General features: G+C 60.9%; 19 protein-coding genes. 13 read left to right on the top strand and 6 right to left on the bottom strand.

The features are described from left to right. The first annotated feature begins 191 nt into the window (after nucleotides 1–191). The 4 genes from AC6CIA_RS05505 (at nucleotide 192) to AC6CIA_RS05490 (ending at nucleotide 3,251) form a co-directional block, all read left to right on the top strand. Nucleotides 192–500 (top strand): arsenate reductase, encoded by a 309-nt coding sequence (locus AC6CIA_RS05505; RefSeq protein WP_498310980.1) that lies wholly within the window; start codon nucleotides 192–194, stop codon nucleotides 498–500. 31 nt (nucleotides 501–531) lie between these two features. After that, complete coding sequence (gene dapD, locus AC6CIA_RS05500; protein ID WP_498310978.1) at nucleotides 532–1,566, top strand: 2,3,4,5-tetrahydropyridine-2,6-dicarboxylate N-succinyltransferase; 1,035 nt, start codon at nucleotides 532–534, stop codon at nucleotides 1,564–1,566. Nucleotides 1,567–1,635: 69 nt separating this feature from the next. After that, nucleotides 1,636–2,841 (top strand): aminotransferase class V-fold PLP-dependent enzyme, encoded by a 1,206-nt coding sequence (locus tag AC6CIA_RS05495; RefSeq protein ID WP_498310976.1) that lies wholly within the window; start codon nucleotides 1,636–1,638, stop codon nucleotides 2,839–2,841. After that, complete coding sequence (locus AC6CIA_RS05490; protein WP_498310974.1) at nucleotides 2,838–3,251, top strand: SufE family protein; 414 nt, start codon at nucleotides 2,838–2,840, stop codon at nucleotides 3,249–3,251. Before AC6CIA_RS05495 ends, AC6CIA_RS05490 begins: the two co-directional genes overlap by 4 nt. Nucleotides 3,252–3,268: 17 nt before the next feature. Here the strand turns inward: AC6CIA_RS05490 and tcdA are convergent, their stop codons facing one another. Further along, nucleotides 3,269–4,078 (bottom strand): tRNA cyclic N6-threonylcarbamoyladenosine(37) synthase TcdA, encoded by an 810-nt coding sequence (gene tcdA, locus AC6CIA_RS05485; RefSeq protein WP_422630790.1) that lies wholly within the window; start codon nucleotides 4,076–4,078, stop codon nucleotides 3,269–3,271. Nucleotides 4,079–4,296: 218 nt separating this feature from the next. Between tcdA and AC6CIA_RS05480 the strand changes: the two genes are divergently transcribed. The 4 genes from AC6CIA_RS05480 (at nucleotide 4,297) to AC6CIA_RS05465 (ending at nucleotide 9,509) form a co-directional block, all read left to right on the top strand. Beyond that, nucleotides 4,297–6,891 carry a glycosyltransferase gene (locus AC6CIA_RS05480; RefSeq protein WP_498310972.1) on the top strand — a complete coding sequence of 865 codons (2,595 nt, stop codon included), beginning with the start codon at nucleotides 4,297–4,299 and terminating at the stop codon, nucleotides 6,889–6,891. 243 nt (nucleotides 6,892–7,134) lie between these two features. Further along, nucleotides 7,135–8,286, top strand: coding sequence for a succinyl-diaminopimelate desuccinylase (dapE, locus tag AC6CIA_RS05475; protein ID WP_498310970.1), 1,152 nt, complete (start codon nucleotides 7,135–7,137; stop codon nucleotides 8,284–8,286). Beyond that, the gene (locus tag AC6CIA_RS05470; protein ID WP_498310968.1) at nucleotides 8,286–9,095 is read left to right on the top strand and encodes a putative RNA methyltransferase; all 810 of its coding nucleotides are present in this window, start codon (nucleotides 8,286–8,288) and stop codon (nucleotides 9,093–9,095) included. Before dapE ends, AC6CIA_RS05470 begins: the two co-directional genes overlap by 1 nt. A gap of 36 nt (nucleotides 9,096–9,131) precedes the next feature. Further along, nucleotides 9,132–9,509, top strand: coding sequence for a hypothetical protein (locus tag AC6CIA_RS05465; RefSeq protein WP_498310967.1), 378 nt, complete (start codon nucleotides 9,132–9,134; stop codon nucleotides 9,507–9,509). Nucleotides 9,510–9,633: 124 nt separating this feature from the next. On the opposite strand, the gene AC6CIA_RS05460 is transcribed toward AC6CIA_RS05465, so the two are convergent. Next, a complete protein-coding gene (locus AC6CIA_RS05460; protein ID WP_084377209.1) occupies nucleotides 9,634–9,843 on the bottom strand; it encodes a cold-shock protein in 210 nt (69 codons plus the stop codon). Nucleotides 9,844–10,023: 180 nt separating this feature from the next. On the opposite strand from AC6CIA_RS05460, the gene plsB reads away from it, so the two are divergent. The 3 genes from plsB to AC6CIA_RS05445 are packed head-to-tail and all read left to right on the top strand — an operon-like array spanning nucleotide 10,024 to nucleotide 13,710. Then, complete coding sequence (plsB, locus tag AC6CIA_RS05455; RefSeq protein WP_498310965.1) at nucleotides 10,024–12,528, top strand: glycerol-3-phosphate 1-O-acyltransferase PlsB; 2,505 nt, start codon at nucleotides 10,024–10,026, stop codon at nucleotides 12,526–12,528. A 51-nt stretch (nucleotides 12,529–12,579) separates the two neighbouring features. Continuing rightward, on the top strand, nucleotides 12,580–12,981 hold the full coding sequence (locus AC6CIA_RS05450; protein WP_084377213.1) for a YbaY family lipoprotein: 402 nt from the start codon (nucleotides 12,580–12,582) through the stop codon (nucleotides 12,979–12,981). Nucleotides 12,982–13,020: 39 nt separating this feature from the next. After that, nucleotides 13,021–13,710, top strand: coding sequence for a DUF4197 domain-containing protein (locus AC6CIA_RS05445; RefSeq protein ID WP_498310964.1), 690 nt, complete (start codon nucleotides 13,021–13,023; stop codon nucleotides 13,708–13,710). 256 nt (nucleotides 13,711–13,966) lie between these two features. Here AC6CIA_RS05445 and AC6CIA_RS05440 read toward each other — a convergent pair whose 3' ends face one another. Together AC6CIA_RS05440 and AC6CIA_RS05435 are read right to left on the bottom strand one after the other, a co-directional pair. Beyond that, nucleotides 13,967–17,032 (bottom strand): efflux RND transporter permease subunit, encoded by a 3,066-nt coding sequence (locus tag AC6CIA_RS05440; protein ID WP_498310963.1) that lies wholly within the window; start codon nucleotides 17,030–17,032, stop codon nucleotides 13,967–13,969. Nucleotides 17,033–17,038: 6 nt separating this feature from the next. Further along, on the bottom strand, nucleotides 17,039–18,142 hold the full coding sequence (locus AC6CIA_RS05435; RefSeq protein ID WP_498310961.1) for an efflux RND transporter periplasmic adaptor subunit: 1,104 nt from the start codon (nucleotides 18,140–18,142) through the stop codon (nucleotides 17,039–17,041). A 92-nt stretch (nucleotides 18,143–18,234) separates the two neighbouring features. Here AC6CIA_RS05435 and AC6CIA_RS05430 point away from each other — a divergent pair, with 92 nt between their 5' ends. After that, nucleotides 18,235–18,888 carry a TetR/AcrR family transcriptional regulator gene (locus AC6CIA_RS05430; RefSeq protein WP_498310960.1) on the top strand — a complete coding sequence of 218 codons (654 nt, stop codon included), beginning with the start codon at nucleotides 18,235–18,237 and terminating at the stop codon, nucleotides 18,886–18,888. 59 nt (nucleotides 18,889–18,947) lie between these two features. On the opposite strand, the gene AC6CIA_RS05425 is transcribed toward AC6CIA_RS05430, so the two are convergent. Further along, nucleotides 18,948–19,730 carry a class I SAM-dependent methyltransferase gene (locus tag AC6CIA_RS05425; RefSeq protein WP_498310959.1) on the bottom strand — a complete coding sequence of 261 codons (783 nt, stop codon included), beginning with the start codon at nucleotides 19,728–19,730 and terminating at the stop codon, nucleotides 18,948–18,950. Between the two features lie 96 nt (nucleotides 19,731–19,826). Here AC6CIA_RS05425 and AC6CIA_RS05420 point away from each other — a divergent pair, with 96 nt between their 5' ends. Beyond that, nucleotides 19,827–20,447: an energy transducer TonB gene (locus AC6CIA_RS05420; RefSeq protein ID WP_498310957.1), complete on the top strand. Its 621-nt coding sequence runs from the start codon at nucleotides 19,827–19,829 to the stop codon at nucleotides 20,445–20,447. A gap of 48 nt (nucleotides 20,448–20,495) precedes the next feature. Here the strand turns inward: AC6CIA_RS05420 and AC6CIA_RS05415 are convergent, their stop codons facing one another. Next, complete coding sequence (locus tag AC6CIA_RS05415; protein WP_498310955.1) at nucleotides 20,496–21,194, bottom strand: extensin-like domain-containing protein; 699 nt, start codon at nucleotides 21,192–21,194, stop codon at nucleotides 20,496–20,498. Between the last annotated feature and the right edge of the window lie 3 nt (nucleotides 21,195–21,197).

Genomic DNA, 21,197 nt, shown 5'->3' with positions numbered 1-21,197 from the left:
GGCTGGCTTTTGCACATAAGTCGCACGCACCTGAACCAAAGGGGTGACGAGCGGCGCCGAATCCTTCCGGTCGTGGCATAATCCTGGGTCTTTCGTTTCCAACAGCGCTTTCCAGTCACCCAAAGGGGGGCAATTCCTTGACCGTTTCAAGCAAACCATTGCGCCTTTTCGGCATCAAAGCGTGCGACACCATGAAAAAGGCGCGCACCTGGCTCGAAGAGCATGGCGTCAATTATGAGTTTCATGACTACAAAACGGCCGGTATCGACCGCGAACACTTGACCCAATGGTGCGACGAGCACGGTTGGCAGGTGGTTTTGAACCGTGCGGGCACCACCTTTCGCAAACTCGAAGACGAACGCAAAGCCGATCTCGATCAGTCGAAAGCCATTGAATTGATGCTCGCGCAACCCTCGATGATCAAGCGCCCGGTGCTTGATCTCGGTGACAGAACCCTGATTGGCTTCAAGCCAGATAGTTATTCGGCGGCCCTCAAGTAGGCCAGCCCATTTCATTTTTAGAGGTAACAGCATGTCCAATTCCCTGTTCAGCCTGGGCTTCGGCGTCGGCACTCAGAACCGCCAAGGTGCTTGGCTGGAAGTGTTTTACGCGCAACCGCTGCTCAATCCGGCGCCTGAAATCGTTGCCGCCATCGCGCCGATCCTCGGTTACAGCGAAGGTAACCAGGCAATCACGTTTACCGTCACCCAGGCCCTGCAAATGGCTGACGCGCTCAAAGGCGTCGATGCCACACAGGCCGCCCTGCTGAGCCGCCTGGCTGAAAGCCATACCCCGCTGGTCGCCACGCTGCTGGCCGAAGACGCCGCGCTGACCTCCACGCCCGAGGCCTACCTCAAACTGCATCTGCTGTCTCACCGCCTGGTCAAGCCTCACGGCCTGAACCTGGCCGGTGTGTTCCCGCAGTTGCCAAACGTGGCCTGGACCAGCCAAGGCGCAATCGATATCGGTGAACTGGCCGAACGCCAACTGGAAGCGCGTCTGCGTGGCGACCTGCTGGAAGTGTTCTCGGTGGATAAATTCCCGAAAATGACCGACTACGTCGTACCGGCCGGCGTGCGTATCGCTGATGCCGCACGTCTGCGCCTGGGTGCCTACGTGGGCGAAGGCACTACCGTGATGCACGAAGGTTTCGTCAACTTCAACGCGGGCACCGAAGGCCCGGGCATGATCGAAGGTCGTGTATCGGCCGGTGTGTTCGTCGGCAAGGGTTCGGACCTCGGCGGCGGTTGCTCCACCATGGGCACCCTGTCGGGCGGCGGCAACATTGTGATCAAGGTCGGCGAAGGCTGCCTGATCGGTGCCAACGCCGGTATCGGCATCCCGCTGGGCGACCGCAACACCGTGGAGTCGGGCCTGTACGTGACCGCCGGGACCAAAGTGGCGTTGCTCGATGAGCAGAACCAACTGGTCAAGGTGGTCAAGGCCCGTGAACTGGCGGGTCAACCGGACCTGCTGTTCCGCCGCAACTCCGAGACCGGTGCAGTGGAGTGCAAAACCCACAAATCGGCCATCGAACTGAACGCAGCGCTGCACGCTCACAACTAAGCAGCGACTCGATGCCCCTAGCGGGCCGCGCCTTCACCGGGCGGCCCGCTTATACGAGTCTTGATCACCATGCTTGTGCCCTCTCCCTGGCGCGCCGACTTTCCGGCCATTGCCACCCTGCAGCGGCAGGACCAGACCTATCTGGATAACGCCGCGACCACGCAAAAACCTCAAGCCCTGCTGGATGCCATCAGCCATTACTACGCCAATGGCGCCGCCAACGTGCACCGTGCCCAGCATTTGCCGGGGGCTCATGCGACCCAGGCCTTTGAGGACAGTCGCAGCAAAGTGGCGCAGTGGCTCAACGTCGGTGACAACGGGCACATCATCTTCACCCATGGCGCGACATCCGCGCTGAACCTCCTGGCCTACGGCCTCGAGCACTTATTCAACCCGGGCGACGAGATTGTCATCAGCGCCCTGGAACATCACGCCAACCTGCTGCCCTGGCAGCAATTGGCCAAACGCCGCGAGCTTGAACTGGTGGTGCTGCCACTCGATCCCGGCGGTTTCATCGATCTTGAAGTCGCTGCCCGACTGATCGGCCCACGCACTCGCATGCTGGCCGTCAGCCAATTGTCCAACGTGCTCGGCGTCTGGCAGCCGCTGTCGCCCTTGCTCGCGATGGCCAAGGCCCACGGCGCCCTGACGGTGGTTGATGGCGCCCAGGGGATCGTCCATGGTCGGCATGATATACATGCGCTGGGCTGCGACTTTTATGTGTTCTCCAGCCATAAACTCTATGGCCCGGACGGCGTTGGCGTGCTGTATGGCAGCGCCGAGGCCCTGCACCCTATGCGCCATTGGCAATTTGGCGGCGAAATGGTGCAACAGGCTGATTATCAAAGCGCCAGCTTTCGCCCGGCGCCCTTGGGTTTCGAGGCCGGCACACCGCCGATTGCCGGAGTGATTGGCCTGGGCGCCACACTGGATTACCTGAGTTCACTGGATCAAGCGACGGTAGACGCCCACGAGGCGGCGCTGCACGACTATCTGTTGCGGGGCTTGCAGTCACGCAACGGTGTGCGTCTGCTGGGTTCCCCGCAGGTGGCGCTGGCCAGCTTCGTGGTGGACGGCGTGCACAACGCCGACCTCGCCCACCTGCTGACCGAGCAGGGCATTGCCGTACGCGCCGGCCATCACTGCGCGATGCCCTTGCTGAAAAACCTGCAGCTTTCGGGCGCGATCCGGGTTTCGCTGGCGCTGTACAACGACTCGGATGATCTGGAGCGGTTTTTTGAAGCGCTGGATCAGGCACTGGATATGTTGCGATGAGTCTGCCAGCTGATGCCGTGACGGCGCTGCAGGCCTTTCAGGCCATAGGCGGTTGGGAGCAACGTGCCCGCCTGCTGATGCAATGGGGTGAGCGCCTGTCGGCATTGCCCGAGGCGGACAAGGTCGACGCCAATCTGGTGCAGGGTTGCGAAAGTCTGGTGTGGCTGGTCGGACATTTGCAGGACGGGCATTGGCAATTTGCCGCTAGCAGCGAGGCGCGGCTGATCCGCGGGCTGGTGGCGTTACTGCTGGCGCGGGTGAACGGGCTGTCGACGGCTGAGCTGCAGGCTGTTGATTTGCCGGATTGGTTCAATCAACTGGGGCTTTCGCGTCAGTTATCGCCGTCGCGCAGCAATGGCTTGAATGCGGTCCTGCAGCGCATGCGGGCATTGAGCCAGATACAAAACTGAATGTGGGGCAGTGAGATTCAGGCAGGCTTGACCCGCTCCGAAGGCCTGCGCACCCCCGCCACAATCTTGTCCACCGCCTTGGTCGCCGCCACCATGCCGAAGGTCGCGGTGACCATCATCACCGCGCCAAACCCGCCGGCGCAATCCAGCTTTACGCCGTCACCGACGAAACTCTTCTGCAAGCAGATGCTGCCATCGGGCTTGGGGTAACGCAGTTGCTCGGTGGAAAACACGCAAGGCACGCTGTAATGCCGGGTCACGGTACGCGAAAAGCCATAATCGCGACGCAGGGTGGAGCGCACTTTTGACGCCAGCGGGTCGTTGAAGGTGCGGTTCAGGTCACACACCTGAATCAACGTCGGATCAATCTGCCCGCCTGCGCCGCCGGTGGTGATGATCTGGATCTTGCGCCGCTTGCACCAGGCAATCAGCGCTGCCTTGGCGTTGACGCTGTCGATGCAGTCGATCACGCAATCAATCTCAGGGGTGATGTACTCGGCCATGGTCTCGCGGGTGACGAAATCCGCCACCGCGTGCACCTTGCAGTCCGGATTGATCCCACGTAAACGCTCGGCCATCACCTCGACCTTGGGCTTGCCGACGGTGCTGTCCAGGGCGTGCAACTGGCGATTGCTGTTACTGACACAGACATCATCCAGATCGAACAGCGACATTTCGCCGACGCCACACCGGGCGATGGCTTCCGCCGCCCAGGAACCGACACCGCCCACGCCGACGATAGCCACATGGGCCGCTTTCAAGCGCTCCAGGCCGTCAATGCCATATAACCGGGCGACGCCAGCAAATCGTGGATCTTCTGTACTCATGACCATTACCCCAAAAACCGGCGCGCATTATGGACTACAAGAGCGACAAGTTCGAAGCTTGCAGCTACAAGTAAAGAACTTAGGTGTAGTTTCGCGGCCCAATGTCCGGTTTTTCCCGGCTTGCTGTACGGTCAGGGAAAGGCCAGTGTAGGATGCGCGCCGTCCGGCGTAGGCCGACACCTCTTATCGTTCCACACCCTTTGGAACCCGAAATAGCTATGTCTTCGCGTAAATTTGGTCTCAACCTGGTGGTGGTGCTGGCGATTGCCGCGCTGTTCACCGGCTTCTGGGCGCTCATCAATCGCCCGGTCACTACTCCCAACTGGCCCCAGCAAATCTCCGGTTTCTCCTACTCGCCCTTCCAACAGGGCCAGTATCCACAGAAAGGCCAATACCCGACCGACGCACAAATGCACCAGGACCTGGAGATCATCAGTCATCTGACGGACAGCATTCGCACCTACTCGGTGGACGGTCCGCTGGGCAACATTCCCAAGCTGGCGGAAGAGTTCGGGCTGCGTGTCACGCTGGGAATCTGGATCAGCCCGGACCTTGAGCGCAATGAACGCGAAATCCAGCGCGCCATCGAAATCGCCAATACCTCGCGCAGCGTGGTGCGTGTGGTGGTCGGCAACGAAGCCCTGTTTCGTGAAGAAATCACCCCCGAAGCACTGATTGTCTTGCTGGACCGTGTACGTGCGGCGGTCAAGGTGCCGGTGACCACCTCCGAGCAGTGGCATATCTGGGAGCACAACCCGCAACTGGGCAAGCACGTCGACCTGATCGCCGCGCACGTTCTGCCGTATTGGGAACATATCCCGGTGGATCAGGCCGGGCAGTTCGTCCTCGACCGCGCCAAGGATCTGAAGAAGACCTTCCCGAAAAAACCGCTGCTGCTGTCGGAAGTCGGCTGGCCGAGCAACGGACGGATGCGTGGCGGCTCGGATGCGTCCCCGGCCGATCAGGCGATCTACCTGCGAACGCTGGTAAACGAGCTGAACCGTGAAGGCTACAACTACTTTGTGATCGAAGCCTTCGATCAGCCCTGGAAAGCCAGCGACGAGGGTTCGGTAGGCGCCTACTGGGGCGTATTCAACGCCGCGCGCCAGCAGAAATTCAACTTCGAAGGGCCGGTCGTGGCCATTCCCCAATGGCGGGTGCTGGCCATCGGTTCAGTGGTGCTGGCGCTGTTGTCGCTGACCCTGCTGATGATCGACGGCTCGGCCCTGCGCCAGCGTGGCCGGACCTTCCTGACATTTATCGCGTTTCTCTGCGGGTCGGTACTGGTCTGGATCGGTTACGACTACAGCCAGCAATACAGCACCTGGTTCAGCCTGACCGTGGGTTTCCTGTTGGCACTCGGTGCCCTGGGCGTATTTATCGTGCTGCTGACCGAAGCCCATGAACTGGCGGAAGCGGTCTGGACTCACAAGCGTCGGCGTGAATTCCTGCCGGTGGAAGGGGATTCGAACTACCGACCGAAAGTCTCCATCCATGTGCCGTGCTACAACGAGCCGCCGGAGATGGTCAAACAGACCCTCGACGCCCTGGCAGCCCTCGACTATCCGGACTACGAAGTCCTGATCATCGACAACAACACCAAGGACCCGGCCGTCTGGGAGCCGGTGCGTGACTACTGCGCCACCTTGGGCGAGCGCTTCAAGTTCTTCCACGTCTCGCCCCTGGCCGGTTTCAAGGGTGGCGCGCTGAACTACCTGTTGCCGCACACCGCCAAGGATGCCGAAGTGATTGCGGTGATCGACTCGGACTACTGTGTATCCAGGAACTGGCTCAAGCATATGGTGCCGCACTTCGCCGATCCGAAGATTGCCGTGGTGCAATCGCCCCAGGATTATCGCGACCAGCACGAAAGCACCTTCAAAAAGCTCTGTTATGCGGAATACAAAGGTTTTTTCCACATCGGCATGGTCACCCGCAACGACCGTGACGCCATCATTCAGCACGGCACCATGACCATGACCCGCCGCTCGGTGCTGGAAGAACTGGGCTGGGCCGACTGGTGCATCTGCGAGGATGCCGAGTTGGGCTTGCGGGTATTCGAGAAAGGCCTGTCGGCGGCGTATTACCACGACAGCTACGGCAAGGGTTTGATGCCCGATACCTTTATCGACTTCAAGAAACAGCGTTTCCGCTGGGCCTACGGTGCGATTCAGATCATCAAGCGCCATACCGCCAGCCTGCTGCGTGGCAAGGGCAGCGAACTGACCCGTGGCCAGCGTTACCACTTCCTCGCGGGTTGGCTGCCGTGGGTGGCCGATGGCATGAACATCTTCTTCACCGTCGGTGCATTGCTGTGGTCAGCGGCGATGATTATCGTGCCGACGCGGGTCGACCCGCCGCTGCTGATCTTTGCGATCCCGCCATTGGCGTTGTTCTTCTTCAAGGTCGGCAAGATCATCTTCCTCTACCGTCGCGCGGTGGGCGTGAACCTCAAGGATGCGTTCTGCGCCGCCTTGGCTGGCCTGGCGTTGTCCCACACCATCGCCAAGGCCGTGTTGTACGGTTTCTTCACCACCAGTATTCCGTTCTTTCGCACACCGAAAAACGCCGATAACCACGGTTTCTGGGTGGCGATTTCCGAAGCCCGGGAAGAGATGTTCATCATGCTGCTGTTGTGGGGCGCGGCGCTGGGGATTTACCTGGTGCAAGGCCTGCCCAGCAATGACATGCGCTTCTGGGTGGTGATGCTGCTGGTGCAATCGCTGCCGTATGTGGCGGCGCTGATCATGGCGTTCCTGTCCTCGCTGCCCAAACCGGCAATGCCCGAACCGAAGCCGGCCCCGACGGCGTAAAATCTTGCGCAATCCACTAAACGGCGGCCTCTGGTCGCCGTTTTGCTATAAGATAACGGCCGTTTTGCTGAGCTGGCCAAGGCCATGCTCTATGTGGGAGCGGGCTTGCTCGCGATAGCGGTCTGTCAGTAACAGCTGCACTGACTGATTCACCGCAATCGCGGGCAAGCCCGCTCCCACATTGGATTTGCGCCGATTTTCACATTCGTCTTGCGCCCATAACACGCTTTCCGGAGTTTCCCCATGACGGCCCATGCCGACCTTTCGCCGACCCTCCAACTCGCCATCGACCTGATCCGCCGCCCGTCGGTGACGCCGATCGATGCCGATTGCCAGAAGCTGATGATGCAGCGCCTGGGCGACGCCGGCTTCAAGCTTGAGCCGATGCGCATCGAAGAGGTAGACAACTTCTGGGCCACCCACGGCAAACACACAGGCCCGGTCCTGTGTTTCGCCGGCCACACCGATGTGGTCCCGACCGGTCCGGTACAGGCCTGGCAGAACGATCCATTCGATGCGTTGATCGACGAACACGGCATGCTCTGCGGCCGTGGCGCGGCGGACATGAAAGGCAGCCTGGCCGCGATGCTGGTGGCTTCCGAACGTTTCGTGAAGGATTACCCGGACCACAAAGGCTCGGTGGCCTTCCTGATCACCAGCGACGAGGAAGGCCCGGCGCACCATGGCACCAAGGCGGTGATCGAACGCCTGGCGGCGCGCAAGGAACGGCTGGACTGGTGCATCGTCGGCGAACCATCGAGCACCAGCCTGGTGGGCGATGTGGTGAAAAACGGACGTCGCGGCTCCCTCGGCGCCACCTTGAGCGTGCGCGGCGTGCAAGGCCATGTGGCTTATCCGCACTTGGCGAAAAACCCGATTCACCTGGCCGCCCCAGCCCTGGCCGAACTGGCCGCCGAACATTGGGACGATGGCAACGCCTTCTTCCCGCCGACCAGTTTCCAGATTTCCAATCTCAACTCCGGCACCGGCGCCACCAACGTGATCCCCGGTGAGCTGACGGCGGTATTCAACTTCCGTTTCTCCACCGAGTCGAGCGTCGAAGACCTGCAGCAGCGGGTCGCGGCGATTCTCGACAAACACGGCCTGGACTGGCACGTGGAATGGGCGTTGTCGGGCCTGCCGTTCCTCACCGAACCGGGCGCCTTGCTGGATGCGGTATCAGCCAGCATCAAGGCGATCACCGGGCGCGAGACCCAGGCATCTACCAGCGGCGGCACCTCCGACGGACGCTTCATCGCCACCCTCGGCACCCAGGTGGTTGAGTTGGGGCCGGTCAACGCGACCATCCACCAGGTCAACGAGCGCATCCTCGCCAGCGACCTCGATGTACTGACCGAAATCTATTACCAGACCCTGATCAAGTTGCTCGCCTGATGCTCGCCTGTCCCCTTTGCGGTGCGCCGCTGAACGCAGTGGAGAATGGCGTCGCCTGCCCGGTCGGGCACCGTTTCGACCGGGCGCGCCAGGGTTATCTGAACCTGTTGCCGGTGCAGCACAAGAACAGCCGCGACCCGGGCGATAACCTGGCCATGGTGCAAGCGCGTCGCGACTTCCTCAACGCCGGGCACTACGCGCCGGTGGCCAGGCGCCTGGCCGAGTTGGCCGCTGAACGCGCGCCCCAACGTTGGCTGGACATCGGTTGCGGCGAGGGTTACTACACCGCGCAAATCGCCGATGCCCTGCCCCGCGCCGATGGCTATGCCCTGGATATTTCCCGGGAAGCGGTCAAGCGCGCCTGCAAACGCAACCCGGCGCTGACCTGGTTGATCGCCAGCATGGCCCGTGTGCCATTGGCCGATGCCAGCTGCCAGTTTCTTGCCAGCGTATTCAGCCCGCTGGACTGGCAGGAAGCCAAGCGCCTGCTCAGCCCAGGTGGCGGCTTGATGAAAGTCGGACCGACCAGCGGCCACCTGATGGAACTGCGCGAACGCCTGTACGACGAAGTTCGTGAGTACACTGACGACAAACACCTGGCCCTGGTGCCGGACGGCATGAGCCTGCAACACAGCGAAATCCTCGAGTTCACCCTCAGCCTGGCCGATCCCAAGGACCGCGCCAACCTGCTGGCGATGACGCCCCACGGCTGGCGCGCCAGCGCTGAACGGCGGACGGAGGTCATCGAGCATGCCCAACCGCTGCGGGTCACCGTGTCGATGCGCTACGATTATTTCGTGCTTCAATAACCTTTTTTCGAGCCTCAGGGCTCCACCGGAATATCCATGCGCCAACCTGATATCGAGATTTACCTCAAAGACGCCGACGTCGACTACAAGGCCATCGCCGCCTGGCTGGGCGCCGCGCTGGGTCCTTGCACCGACTGGGTGCAGAAAGGCCAGACCTACAAATGCAAGGCGGGCGACGTGCCGGTCACCTGGCTGCCCAAAGCCGTCGGCAAATGGAACAGTCTGTTCCTGGAAAGTGACCAGACCCCGTGGGACGACGACATCGCCTGCGCCCGCGCAGCCTTTGCCGCGCTGAACGTTGAAGTGCGTTGCGCGCCGGGCAGCTGGGTCGAGGCAGAAGGTGAAGAAAGCGCCGACACCTGGATTCGCATCAGCGAAGACGGTGAAGAACAGATCACCTGGAAAACCGCCTGAGCCAATACGGTCAGTGTGGGAGCGGGCTTGCTCGCGATAGCGGTCTGTCAGTAACAGGAGCACTGACTGATTCACCGCAATCGCGAGCAAGCCCGCTCCCACATTGATAGAGCGGTGCGACTTTCTACAGGCCCACCACATCCTCGGCCTGCAAGCCTTTCTCGCCGCTCACCACGGCGTACTCCACCTGCTGGCCCTCGACCAAAGAGCGATGCCCTTCACCACGAATGGCGCGGTAGTGCACAAATACATCCTTGCCGTCTTCCCGCTGGATAAAGCCATAACCCTTGGCGTCGTTGAACCACTTCACATTGCCGGTCTCGCGCGTTGTCATCAGTTTGCTCCCACTTGCATTTTATTGTTGAGTCAGTGCAATTGAACTGCCGAGTATATGACAGGCTCAAAAACCTTCAACTCAAGTTTACTTCGGCGCTTTTTTGCCGATTTTCGATGAATACGGCACACTACCCACCCGAGCGCCCGCTCGGTTTTTTCCACCTGAAGCAGCACGCCTATGACCCGCTCCCCGTTCCGCCGTCTGGTGTTTGGCACCTTGCGCCGACTGTTGTACCTCTGGGTTCGCTCCGAGACCATCAACCAGTCGTCCCTTACCCTGAATCTCGACCGCAGCCGGCCGGTGTTTTACGTTCTGCAATCGCCCTCCCTGACTGAATTGGCCGTGGTCGATACCGAATGCACCAAGGCCGGCTTGCCACGCCCGGTGCTGCCCGTTTCGGTCGGTCCGTTGCTGGAGCCCGCGGCGTTCTTTTACCTCACGCCCGATCCGGATTGGCTTGGTCGCCAGGACAAGCGCGGCGCGCCGCCGACCCTGACGCGGCTGGTCAACGCCTTGACCGACCGCGCCGAAGAGAATGCACAAATCATTCCGGTCAGCGTGTTCTGGGGCCAGTCGCCCGCCAGCGAATCGAGCCCCTGGAAGCTGCTGTTCGCCGATAGCTGGGCGGTCACCGGGCGCCTGCGTCGACTGCTGAGCATCCTGATCCTGGGGCGCAAGACCCGCGTGCAATTCTCCGCGCCAATCAACCTGCGCGAATTGATCGAGCACAATAAAGGCCACGAACGCACCGTGCGAATGGCCCAACGCATCCTGCGGGTTCACTTTCGCAACCTGAAAACCGCGGTGATCGGCCCCGACCTGTCGCACCGACGCAACCTGGTGAAGGGCCTGGTGAATATGCCATTGGTGCGCCAGGCGATCCTCGACGAAGCCGAACGGGAAAATATCGCCCCGGAAAAAGCCAAGGCCCAGGCCCTGCGCTACGGCAACGAAATTGCCTCGGACTACACCTACACCGCGATCCGTTTCCTGGAAGTGGTGCTGAGCTGGTTCTGGAACAAGATCTACGACGGGATCAAGGTCAACAACATCGAAGGCGTGCAAAAGGTCGCCCAGGGTTACGAGGTGATCTACGTGCCCTGCCATCGCAGCCATATCGACTACCTGTTGCTCTCCTATCTGCTGTTCAAGAACGGCCTGACCCCGCCGCACATCGCCGCCGGGATCAACCTCAACATGCCGCTGATCGGCAGCCTGCTGCGCCGTGGCGGGGCATTTTTCATGCGGCGCACGTTCAAGGGCAATCCGCTGTACACCTCGGTGTTCAACGAATACCTGCACACCTTGTTTACCAAGGGTTTTCCGGTGGAGTATTTCGTCGAGGGCGGGCGTTCGCGCACCGGGCGCATGCTGCAACCGAAAACCGGCATGCTGGCGATCACCCTGCGCAGCTTCCTGCGTTCCTCGCGCATGCCTATCGTCTTCGTGCCGGTGTACATCGGCTATGAGCGCGTCCTCGAGGGCCGTACCTACCTTGGCGAGCTGCGGGGCGCGAGCAAAAAGAAGGAGTCGATCTTCGACATCTTCAAAGTCATCGGCGCGCTCAAGCAGCGCTTTGGCCAGGTCGCGGTCAACTTCGGCGAACCGATCAAGTTGGCGCAGTTCCTGGATCAGGAGCAACCGGACTGGCGCACCCAGGAGCTGGGGCCCCACTACAAGCCGGCCTGGCTCAACGAAACCACCAACCGCCTCGGCGAGCAGGTGGCGCGCCACTTGAACGAAGCGGCGGCCATCAACCCGGTCAACCTGGTGGCCCTGGCATTGCTGTCGACCACGCGCCTGGCGCTGGATGAACAGGCCATGGCGCGCCAGCTTGAGCTGTACCTGACACTGTTGCGTCGCGTGCCCTACTCGCCCCATACCACCTTGCCCGAGGGTGACGGCTTGGCGCTGATCAAACACGTCAAGGACATGAACCTGCTGTCGGAGCAGAGCGACGCGTTGGGCAAGATCTTGTACCTGGACGAGCAGAACGCCGTCCTGATGACCTACTACCGCAACAACGTGCTGCACATTTTCGCCCTGCCGGCGCTGTTGGCCAGTTTCTTCCAAAGCACCTCGCGCATGAGCCGCGAGCAGATTCTGCGCTACACCCACGCGCTCTACCCGTACCTGCAATCGGAGCTGTTTATCCGCTGGTCGCTGGAAGAGCTGGACAGCGTCATCGACCAATGGCTGGAAGCCTTTGTCGAACAAGGCCTGCTGCGCTTCGAAAAAAACCTGTTCCTGCGCCCGGCACCGAGTTCGCGTCACTTCGTGCTGTTGACCCTGCTGTCCAAGAGCATCGCCCAGACCCTGCAACGCTTCTATATGGCCATCTCACTGTTGCTCAACAGCGGCCAGAACAGCATCAGCGCCGAGGAACTGGAAGACCTGTGTACGATCATGGCCCAGCGCCTGTCGATCCTGCATGGCCTCAACGCACCGGAGTTTTTCGACAAGAGCCTTTTCCGACATTTTATTCAGACGTTGCTGGAACAAGATGTGTTGCGGCGTGATGAAGCCGGCAAATTGAGTTATCACGACTTGCTCGGCGAACTGGCCGAAGGCGCTGCCAAGCGTGTGTTGCCGGCCGATATTCGCCTGTCGATTCGCCAAGTGGCCCTGCACCGCGTTGATGGCGCGGCCGACCAACCGGGCCCGGCTGAAGAAACCCACTAGATTGAACCAGGCGCCAGGCTATTTCTGGCGCCGTTGACAAGGAGCTGCACCATGAAAAAAATCATTCTCCTGGGCCTGACTGCCCTGCTCGGCGCTTGCCAATCCATGCAACCTGCCCCTAAAGCCAGCCTTGATGGCGAAGTGTTCTACCTGCAACGCATCGCGCTGCCGCCGACCGCCACCCTGAGCGTCAGCCTGCAGGACGTGTCCCTGGCGGACGCTCCCGCCGTGACCCTGGCCGAGCAGAAAGGCCCGATCAAAGGCCAGGTGCCATTGCCGTTTCACCTGAGCTACGACCCGGCCCAGGTCAAGCCTGGCCATACCTATTCGGTCAGCGCGCGTATCGAGCTGGATGGCAAACTCATGTTTATCACCACCGAGCGCCATGCCGTGCAGTTGAACGGCCAGGATCAACAACCGCTACGCCTGCGCGTTGACGCCGTCGCCCGCTGAACCCTTCGAATCCCTGTTTCACCCACCTGAGGAAGCGTCATGCTCCGTAACTCTCTTCGCCTCACCGCGCTCTGCGCCGGCCTGCTGTTTGGCGCCAACGCCATGGCCCTGTCCCTTGGCGACCTGTCCCAAGGCGACGCCACCGGCGGCCTCAAGGACGCACTGACCCAAGGCGCACAGATTGCCGTCAAGCAATTGGGGACACCCGGTGGCTTCAGCAATAACCCGCAGGTAAAAATCGAACTGCCGGGCAAGCTGGGCAAAGTTGCCGGAAAAATGAAAATGCTCGGCATGGGCGATCAAGTCACGCAGCTCGAAAACAGCATGAACCAGGCCGCGGAATCGGCCGTGACCCAAGCCCAGCCGATCCTCGTGAGCGCGGTCAAAAACATGAGCGTGACGGATGCTAAGGGTATCCTCAGCGGCGGTCAGGATTCGGCGACGCAGTATTTGAACAAAAGCAGCCGCGAGCAGATTCGCGCCAAGTTCCTGCCTATCGTCAAGGCGTCCACCGACAAGATCGGCCTGGTCCAGCAGTACAACGGTTTCGCAGGGCAGGCAGCGGCCCTGGGCGTGGTCGACAAGAACAGCGCCAACATCGAAAGCTACGTGACCGAGAAAGCCCTGGATGGCCTGTTCGAGATGATTGCCAAGCAGGAAGAAAGCATTCGCCAGAACCCGGCGGCGGCCGCGACCAGTCTGGCGAAGAAGGTCTTCGGGGCGCTGTAGGCGTGCACTAGCACCTCGTACAACGCGGCTGAAATCAGGGTAATGCCGCTCAGCCAAGAAAGTCGCGTGCCGAACACCACCCCGTGGTAGTGGGCTTGTCCTGTGGCGAGGGGGTTTATCCCCCGTTGGGCTGCGCAGCAGCCCCAAAAAGGCCGCCCCCCGTTCGTCCAGTCAAACCGGGATGGCAGGTTTAGGGGCTGCTGCGCAGCCCAACGGGGGATAAACCCCCTCGCCACAGGGCAAGCCTTCTCTCTGGCTACACCACGTCTTTCTTGACCTTGAACCACGCCGCATACAACGCCGGCAGGAACAGCAACGTCAATGCTGTCGCCACAATCAAGCCGCCCATGATCGCCACGGCCATCGGCCCGAAGAACACACTGCGCGACAATGGAATCATTGCCAGCACCGCCGCGAGGGCTGTCAGCACAATCGGACGAAAGCGACGCACGGTGGCTTCGATAATCGCCTGCCACGGCGCCAGTCCGGCCTTGATGTCCTGCTCGATCTGATCCACCAGGATCACCGAGTTACGCATGATCATCCCCGACAGCGCAATGGTCCCCAGCATGGCGACAAAGCCGAAAGGTTGGCGGAATATCAGTAGGAACAAGGTCACGCCGATCAAGCCCAATGGCGCTGTCAGGAACACCATGATCGTGCGTGAGAAACTGCGCAGTTGCAGCATCAACAAGGTCAGCACGACCACGATAAACAGCGGCACACCGGCCTTGACCGAGTTCTGCCCACGCGCGGAATCCTCGACCGTGCCGCCCACTTCCAGCAAGTAGCCATCCGGCAGTTCGGCGCGTACACCGTCCAGTGTCGGCAGGATCTGCTGCACCAGCGTCGCCGGCTGCTCCTTGTCGTAAATGTCGGCGCGCACAGTCACGGTCGGCAGGCGATTGCGGTGCCAGATGATGCCTTCCTCAAACCCGTATTCGAGGGTCGCAACCTGCGATAACGCAATGCTCTTGCCGTTATCCGTCGGTACCGCCAGGCTCGGCAGCAGCGCCAGTTCAGTGCGCTCATGCAGCGTGCCGCGCAGGAGAATCTCGATCAACTCGTTGTCCTCCCGGTATTGGCTGACGCTGGAGCCGGTCAAGGAACTCTGGAGGAATGTCGACAGATCGGCGGTGCTCACGCCCAAGGCCCGTGCACGGTCCTGATCGATATTGAGGTAAACAATCTTGCTGGGCTCTTCCCAATCCAGGTGCACGTTGACCACATGGGGATTTTCCCGAACCCTGGCCGCGACTTTACGTGCCAGCGCCCGCACCTCTTCGATGTGTTCGCCGGTGACCCGGAACTGTACCGGATAGCCTACGGGTGGGCCGTTTTCCAGGCGCGTGACCCGTGAGCGCAGCGCCGGGAATTGCTCGTTGAGGGTTTCGATCAGCCAGCTACGCAGGCTTTCACGTTCTTCGATGGTCTTGGCCAACACCACGACCTGGGCAAAGCTGGCCGCGGGTAATTGCTGGTCGAGCGGCAGGTAGAAGCGTGGCGATCCGGTGCCGACGTAGGCCACGTAACTGTCGATACCCGGGTGATCCTTGAGCAGCGCCTCAAAACGCTTGACCTGCTCGGCGGTGTTACTCAGAGACGCACCTTCGGCCAGCTTCAAGTCGACCATCAATTCCAGCCGCCCGGAGGCCGGGAAGAATTGTTGCGGAACAAAACGGAACAGCGCCACCGAGCCGATAAACAACAGCAGGGTCAGCAGGATCACTGTCTTGCGTCGACGTACACACCATTCCACCCAACGTCTTACCCGCTGATAAAACGGCGTGCCGTAGGGATCCGGCCCGTCCGTACCGTGCTTGGCCGCATGCAGCTTCGCCAGGTCCGGCAGCAGTTTTTCTCCCAGGTACGGCACAAACACCACGGCGGCGACCCAGGAGGCCAGCAACGCAATGGTCACCACCTGAAAGATCGAGCGGGTGTATTCGCCGGTGCTCGATTGCGCGGTGGCAATCGGCAAAAAGCCGGCCGCCGTGATCAGCGTGCCGGTGAGCATCGGAAACGCGGTGCTGGTCCAGGCGAAACTCGCCGCCTTGAGGCGGTCGTAACCCTGCTCCATTTTGATCGCCATCATTTCCACGGCGATGATCGCGTCGTCCACCAGCAAACCCAGGGCCAGTACCAACGCGCCGAGGGAGATTTTGTGCAGACCGATGCCCAGGTAGTACATGGAGGCAAAGGTCATCGCCAACACCAGCGGAATCGCCAGCGCCACCACCATGCCCGTACGCACGCCGAGGGAGAAAAAGCTCACCAGCAATACAATCGCCAGCGCCTCGGCCAGCACCTGAACGAACTCACCGACACTGGTTTTCACCGCCGCCGGTTGATCGGACACCTTGCGCAGTTCCATGCCCGCCGGAAGATTGTTCTGCAAGCGAGCGAATTCGCTTTCCAGGGCCTTGCCCAATACCAGGATGTCACCGCCATCGCGCATCGCCACGGCCAGGCCGATCGCGTCGTCGCCCATGAAGCGCATGCGCGGCGCCGGTGGGTCGTTGAACCCGCGATGGACCTCGGCTACATCACCGATGCGAAAGGTGCGCTCAGCCACCCGGATCGGGAAATTGCGGATCTCTTCCACGGTCTTGAAATTACCCGATACCCGCAGTTGCACGCGCTCGCTCGGGGTTTCAAAAAAACCTGCGGTGGAAACCGCGTTCTGTTCCTGAAGCGCCTGCTGCACGGCCGCCAGCGGCAAGCCAAGGGTGGCGAGCTTGACGTTGGACAGTTCGATCCAGATTTTCTCGTCCTGCACGCCCAGCAGCTCGACCTTGCCCACATCCGGCACCCGCTGCAGCTGAATCTGGATGCGGTCGGCGTAGTCCTTGAGCACGGCGTAGTCGAAACCCTCGCCGGTCAGCGCGTAGATATTACCGAAGGTGGTGCCGAATTCATCGTTGAAAAATGGCCCCTGGATATCCGGCGGCAAGGTCTGGCGAATGTCGCTGATTTTCTTGCGGACCTGGTACCACAGCTCTGGGATCTGCGCTGAATGCATCGAATCCCGCGCCATGAAGGTGACCTGGGATTCACCGGGGCGGGAGAAGGACACGATGCGATCGTACTCGCCGGTTTCCATCAGTTTCTTTTCAATGCGCTCGGTCACCTGGCGCGAGACTTCCTGGGCCGTGGCGCCTGGCCAGTTGGTCTTGATCACCATGGCCTTGAACGTAAACGGAGGATCCTCGCTTTGTCCCAGCTTGGCGTAGGACAACGTACCGACAACCGCCAGCAACAGCATCAGAAACAGTACGATCTGGCGATTACGCAACGCCCATTCGGAAAGATTGAAACCCATCGGTGACTACTCCTTGTTGGCCGCCAGATTTACTGCCCGATTGGAACGATCTACCGGGCGCACCTGCTGGCCCTCATGGAGTACATGAACCCCCGCGGCGACCACCCAGTCGGAGGGATTCAGCCCCTCCAGTACCGGGACGCTTTTTTCCGCGAAGGCACCGATTCGCACGGGCATGCGCTTAAGGGTGTTATCGGGCTTGACCAACCAGACGTAGGATTCACCGTTCTGCGCACTGAGCGCGGAAAGCGGCACCGACAGCGCCACAACGCCTTCGGTCTGAATGAATACACGGGCGCTCTGCCCCAGTTCTGCCGGGACTTCGCCGGCACTGAAGGCAATACGTGCGGCGAAGGTGCGTGACTTGGGATCAGCCGCCGGGGACAGTTCGCGAATCCGCCCCTCGAAGCGTTTATCCGGCTGGCTCCACAGTTCGACGGAAACGGGCTGACCGATCTCGAAACGACCGAACGTCTGCTCGGGAAGGCTGATCAGCACCTCGCGCTCACCATCGGTGGCCAGGGTAAAGACAGTCTGCCCGGCAGCAACCACTTGGCCGACTTCCACGGCACGCTTGGCCACCACCCCATCCCACGGCGCACGTAACACCGCATAACCGGCCTGGTTACTCGCCACGTCAAATTCGGCCTTGATCTGTTTGAGCCGCGCCAGACCTGAACGGTAGAGGTTTTCGGAATTATCGTACTGGGAGCGACTGACCATCTGACGGTCCATCAGGGTCTTGTAGCGATCACGTTCGGCACGCACCAGGCTCAAGTTGGCCTCGGCAGCCGCGACCTGGGCCCGGGTCGCTTCCAGTTGCAGGCGCACATCCTGAGGATCAAGTTCCGCCAGCGGCTGGTTAGCCTTGACCCGCTCGCCCTCCTCCACCAGCCGCCGGATGACCTTGCCGCCAATGCGAAAGGCCAGGTCCGGCTCATAGCGGGCGTGCACCTCACCGGGATAACTCTCCATCGCCTGCGCCGAAGGCTCTGGATGCACTACCATGGCCGGGCGCACCGTGGCGGGGGCCGTTTCTTCATGGCCACAGGCAGTCAGCAGGAAAAGCAGGCTGGCAGGCAAAGCGAGGTGCAGGAAAGTGCTGCGCATGCTGAAGGACCTTTCGCTAAGGAAGCTAGGAATAATTATACTGAGCAGTATGTTATTAATACCAAACTCACCAGTCCAGTATTAAACTGAAAATGTCCGACAATCCTGTAAACACCAATAGCCCCGGGCGTCCCAAGGACATGGCAAAACGCCAGGCAATCCTCGACGCGGCACAAACCCTGTTCTTGAGCAACGGGTATGCAAGCACCAGCATGGATGCCGTGGCCCTTGAGGCCGGCGTGTCAAAACTGACCGTCTACAGCCACTTCACCGACAAGGAAACCCTGTTCACCGCAGCCGTGGTGACCAAGTGCGAAGAACAATTGCCGGTAATGTATTTCGAGCTACCCGAAGGCGTATCGGTCGAACAGGTGCTGCTCAACATCGCCCGCGGTTTTCACCAACTGATCAACAGCGATGAGTCGGTCAACCTGCACCGCCTGATGATGACGTCGGGCAGTCAGGACGCTAAGTTGTCGCGGACGTTCTTCGAGGCCGGCCCCATGCGTATGTTGCAGGGCATGGAGCGCTTGCTGAGCAAGATCGACCAAAGCGGCGCATTGCGCATCGAAAAACCGCGGATCGCGGCCGAGCACTTTTTTTGTCTGCTCAAGGGCACGGCCAATTTCTGCTTGCTGTATGGCTGCGGCGAACGGCTGAGCGATGCCGCCGCCGAAGAGCATGTGCGGGAAGTGGTGGGATTGTTTATGCGGGCGTATAGGGCTGAGGCAGTTGCAAGCCATTAGCTACAAGCGGCAAGAAGGGCTCGCTTATAGCTAATGGCTTGCAGCTTGTAGCTTGTAGCTCAACTCTTGAGTGCCTTTTTAGGATAAATGTCATAGCGGCTGGATTTGCCGTCCAGCGCGTGGCTCGGCTTCGGCCCTTCAATACACGGCGCCTTGCGCGGACGCTTGACCACCACCCGGTGGCTGGCCAATTCCAGCGCCGCCGCCAGCAAGGCGGGTGCATCCGGATCATCGCCCACCAGCGGCCGGAACAAACGCATTTCCTTCTTCACCAGCGCGGTTTTCTCACGATGAGGAAACATCGGGTCGAGATAGATCACCTGGGGCGCTTCGCCCTGCCAGTTGCGCATCACCTCGATGGAGTTGCCTTTGAGCAAGGTCATGCGCGCCACAATCGGTGCCACCTCAAAGTCTTCGGCCCCACGTGCCAGGCCATCTTCCAGCAAGGCCGCAATCAACGGCTGACGCTCGATCAGGCTCATCTCGCAGCCCAGGCTGGCCAGCACGAAGGCATCCTTGCCCAGTCCCGCCGTGGCATCCAGCACCCGTGGCCGCACGCCTTGGGCCACGCCTACCGCCTTGGCAATCATCTGCCCGCTGCCACCGCCATACAGCCTGCGATGGGCCGCGCCGCCCTCGACAAAATCCACCCGAACCGGGCCAGGGGCGTCAGGCCCCAGTTGTTGCAGTTGCAGGCCAGGTTCACCCACCTGCAGGGAAAACTCCGCGTCGGCCAGTTGCAAAGGCAAACCTAGCTGCTCGGCCCAGTGTTGGGCACGTCCTGCAAAACTCTCGGCCAAGGCCTCGACCCGAATGCGGCTGGCCGCGGGTTGTTCGCTCATCTGTCGCTACGCTCAAAAATATTAAGGATCGGCAAACCGCGGCCGATAAAAAAAATGATCAGGTATTTTGCCAGAGCTGAGCGTCGACCGAGAAAAATGTCAGACATTCATTCGTTATTCACCGGTGTACTGCCGACCCACAACCACTACGGCCTGCGCAATACCCAAGCGCTGGCCGGCGTCAGTCATGTGTGGCAGGACTTCTTCGCCCGGGCGTTGGCCGAGCAGCTTGGCCAGGCGCCAGGTACAGCGGTGGCCGAAGAAACACAACCGGCGGATGCCTCGGTGGAGCCGAACGTCGGCAGCGATCTGCTGAACCAGATCGTTACCCAGCGGCATTGCGATGTGCAGGACACTGTAATCGCTCCGCCTGAACCACTGTTCCTGCCGATCGCCGAATTTGAACTGGAATTGCTGCCCCCGGCCGCTACGCCGTTTGCGGACGAAGAAATCGTCGCGCAACAACGTCAACAGCAGTTTGAAAGCACTTGGGTACGGCCTATCGTACTGAGCGCCGGGCAACCCCTGCCCGCGCCAGGTCCGGCGCCGCAACCCAAGCCGCTGTCGCTGCCGATCGCCGAGTTCGAACTGGCGCTGCTGCCACCTCCAGCCGAGCCGTACCCGACTGAAGAACTGCTGGCCCAGCAAAAAGCCCTGGACTTCGATTGCGGCTGGGCACGTCCGCTGATCATCAACAACCTGCGTCTGGCGGCCTGATCCAGCTCACCCTCGCTCCTACAAAAAAGCCTTTGAGCGGCATTGGCGTCAGCGACATACCCACCACGGCCCCATGTCCAGATGGAAGTGGTTGCGATGGGCGGCGTTGTAGTCCGGGCTCAACACCACATTGAAATCATCGCAGGCACTGTCGCGCAGCTGACGCAGGAAGCGTGCTTTGGCGCCATCTCCCGTCCAATCCTTGAGTACGTTTATGCGGCGGCCATCCGCCAGGCGGAACCCGGCGATATCCAGGGCGTTGGCGGAAGCATGCTGGCTAAGACGTCCGTCGGTGCGGTTGTACATATTGCGACAGGCAAAACTACCCAGGTGATCGACGCGCGTCACCGCTTGGCCAAACACGGCCCGGGCCGTCGGTTGCAAGCTGTGGCGTTCGAACAAGGCGAACGCTACCGCCAGCGGGCAACTGGCCAGAAAACTGCTGCTCAAGCCCACCTCAGCGCCCTGGACCCGTAGCGTATTACGCAACGGACAGGCCACATCAGCGGGGCTGTCGGCTTGATGGCTGACCCGCAGTCCCGAGGTTTTCAGCACCTGATCACAGAGCGCTGGATCACGCTGTAACCGTCCCAGCTTGAAGCGCGTCAACGGGCCGGGTGGTGCCCGCACGTCAAGCGGCGCCCATGGATTCCACTGCGCCTCCAGCGGCACCCAACCGCGCCACACCCCCAGCAACAAGCCGCCGCCCAGCACCAGCAACAGTCCGAGGAATTTGAGCCAGCGCATGCC

The sequence above is a fragment of the Pseudomonas sp. GQ91 genome, assembly GCF_059758795.1.
The sequence above is the reverse complement of the archived record's forward strand: the minus strand, read 5'-3'. Positions and strand labels throughout refer to the sequence as shown.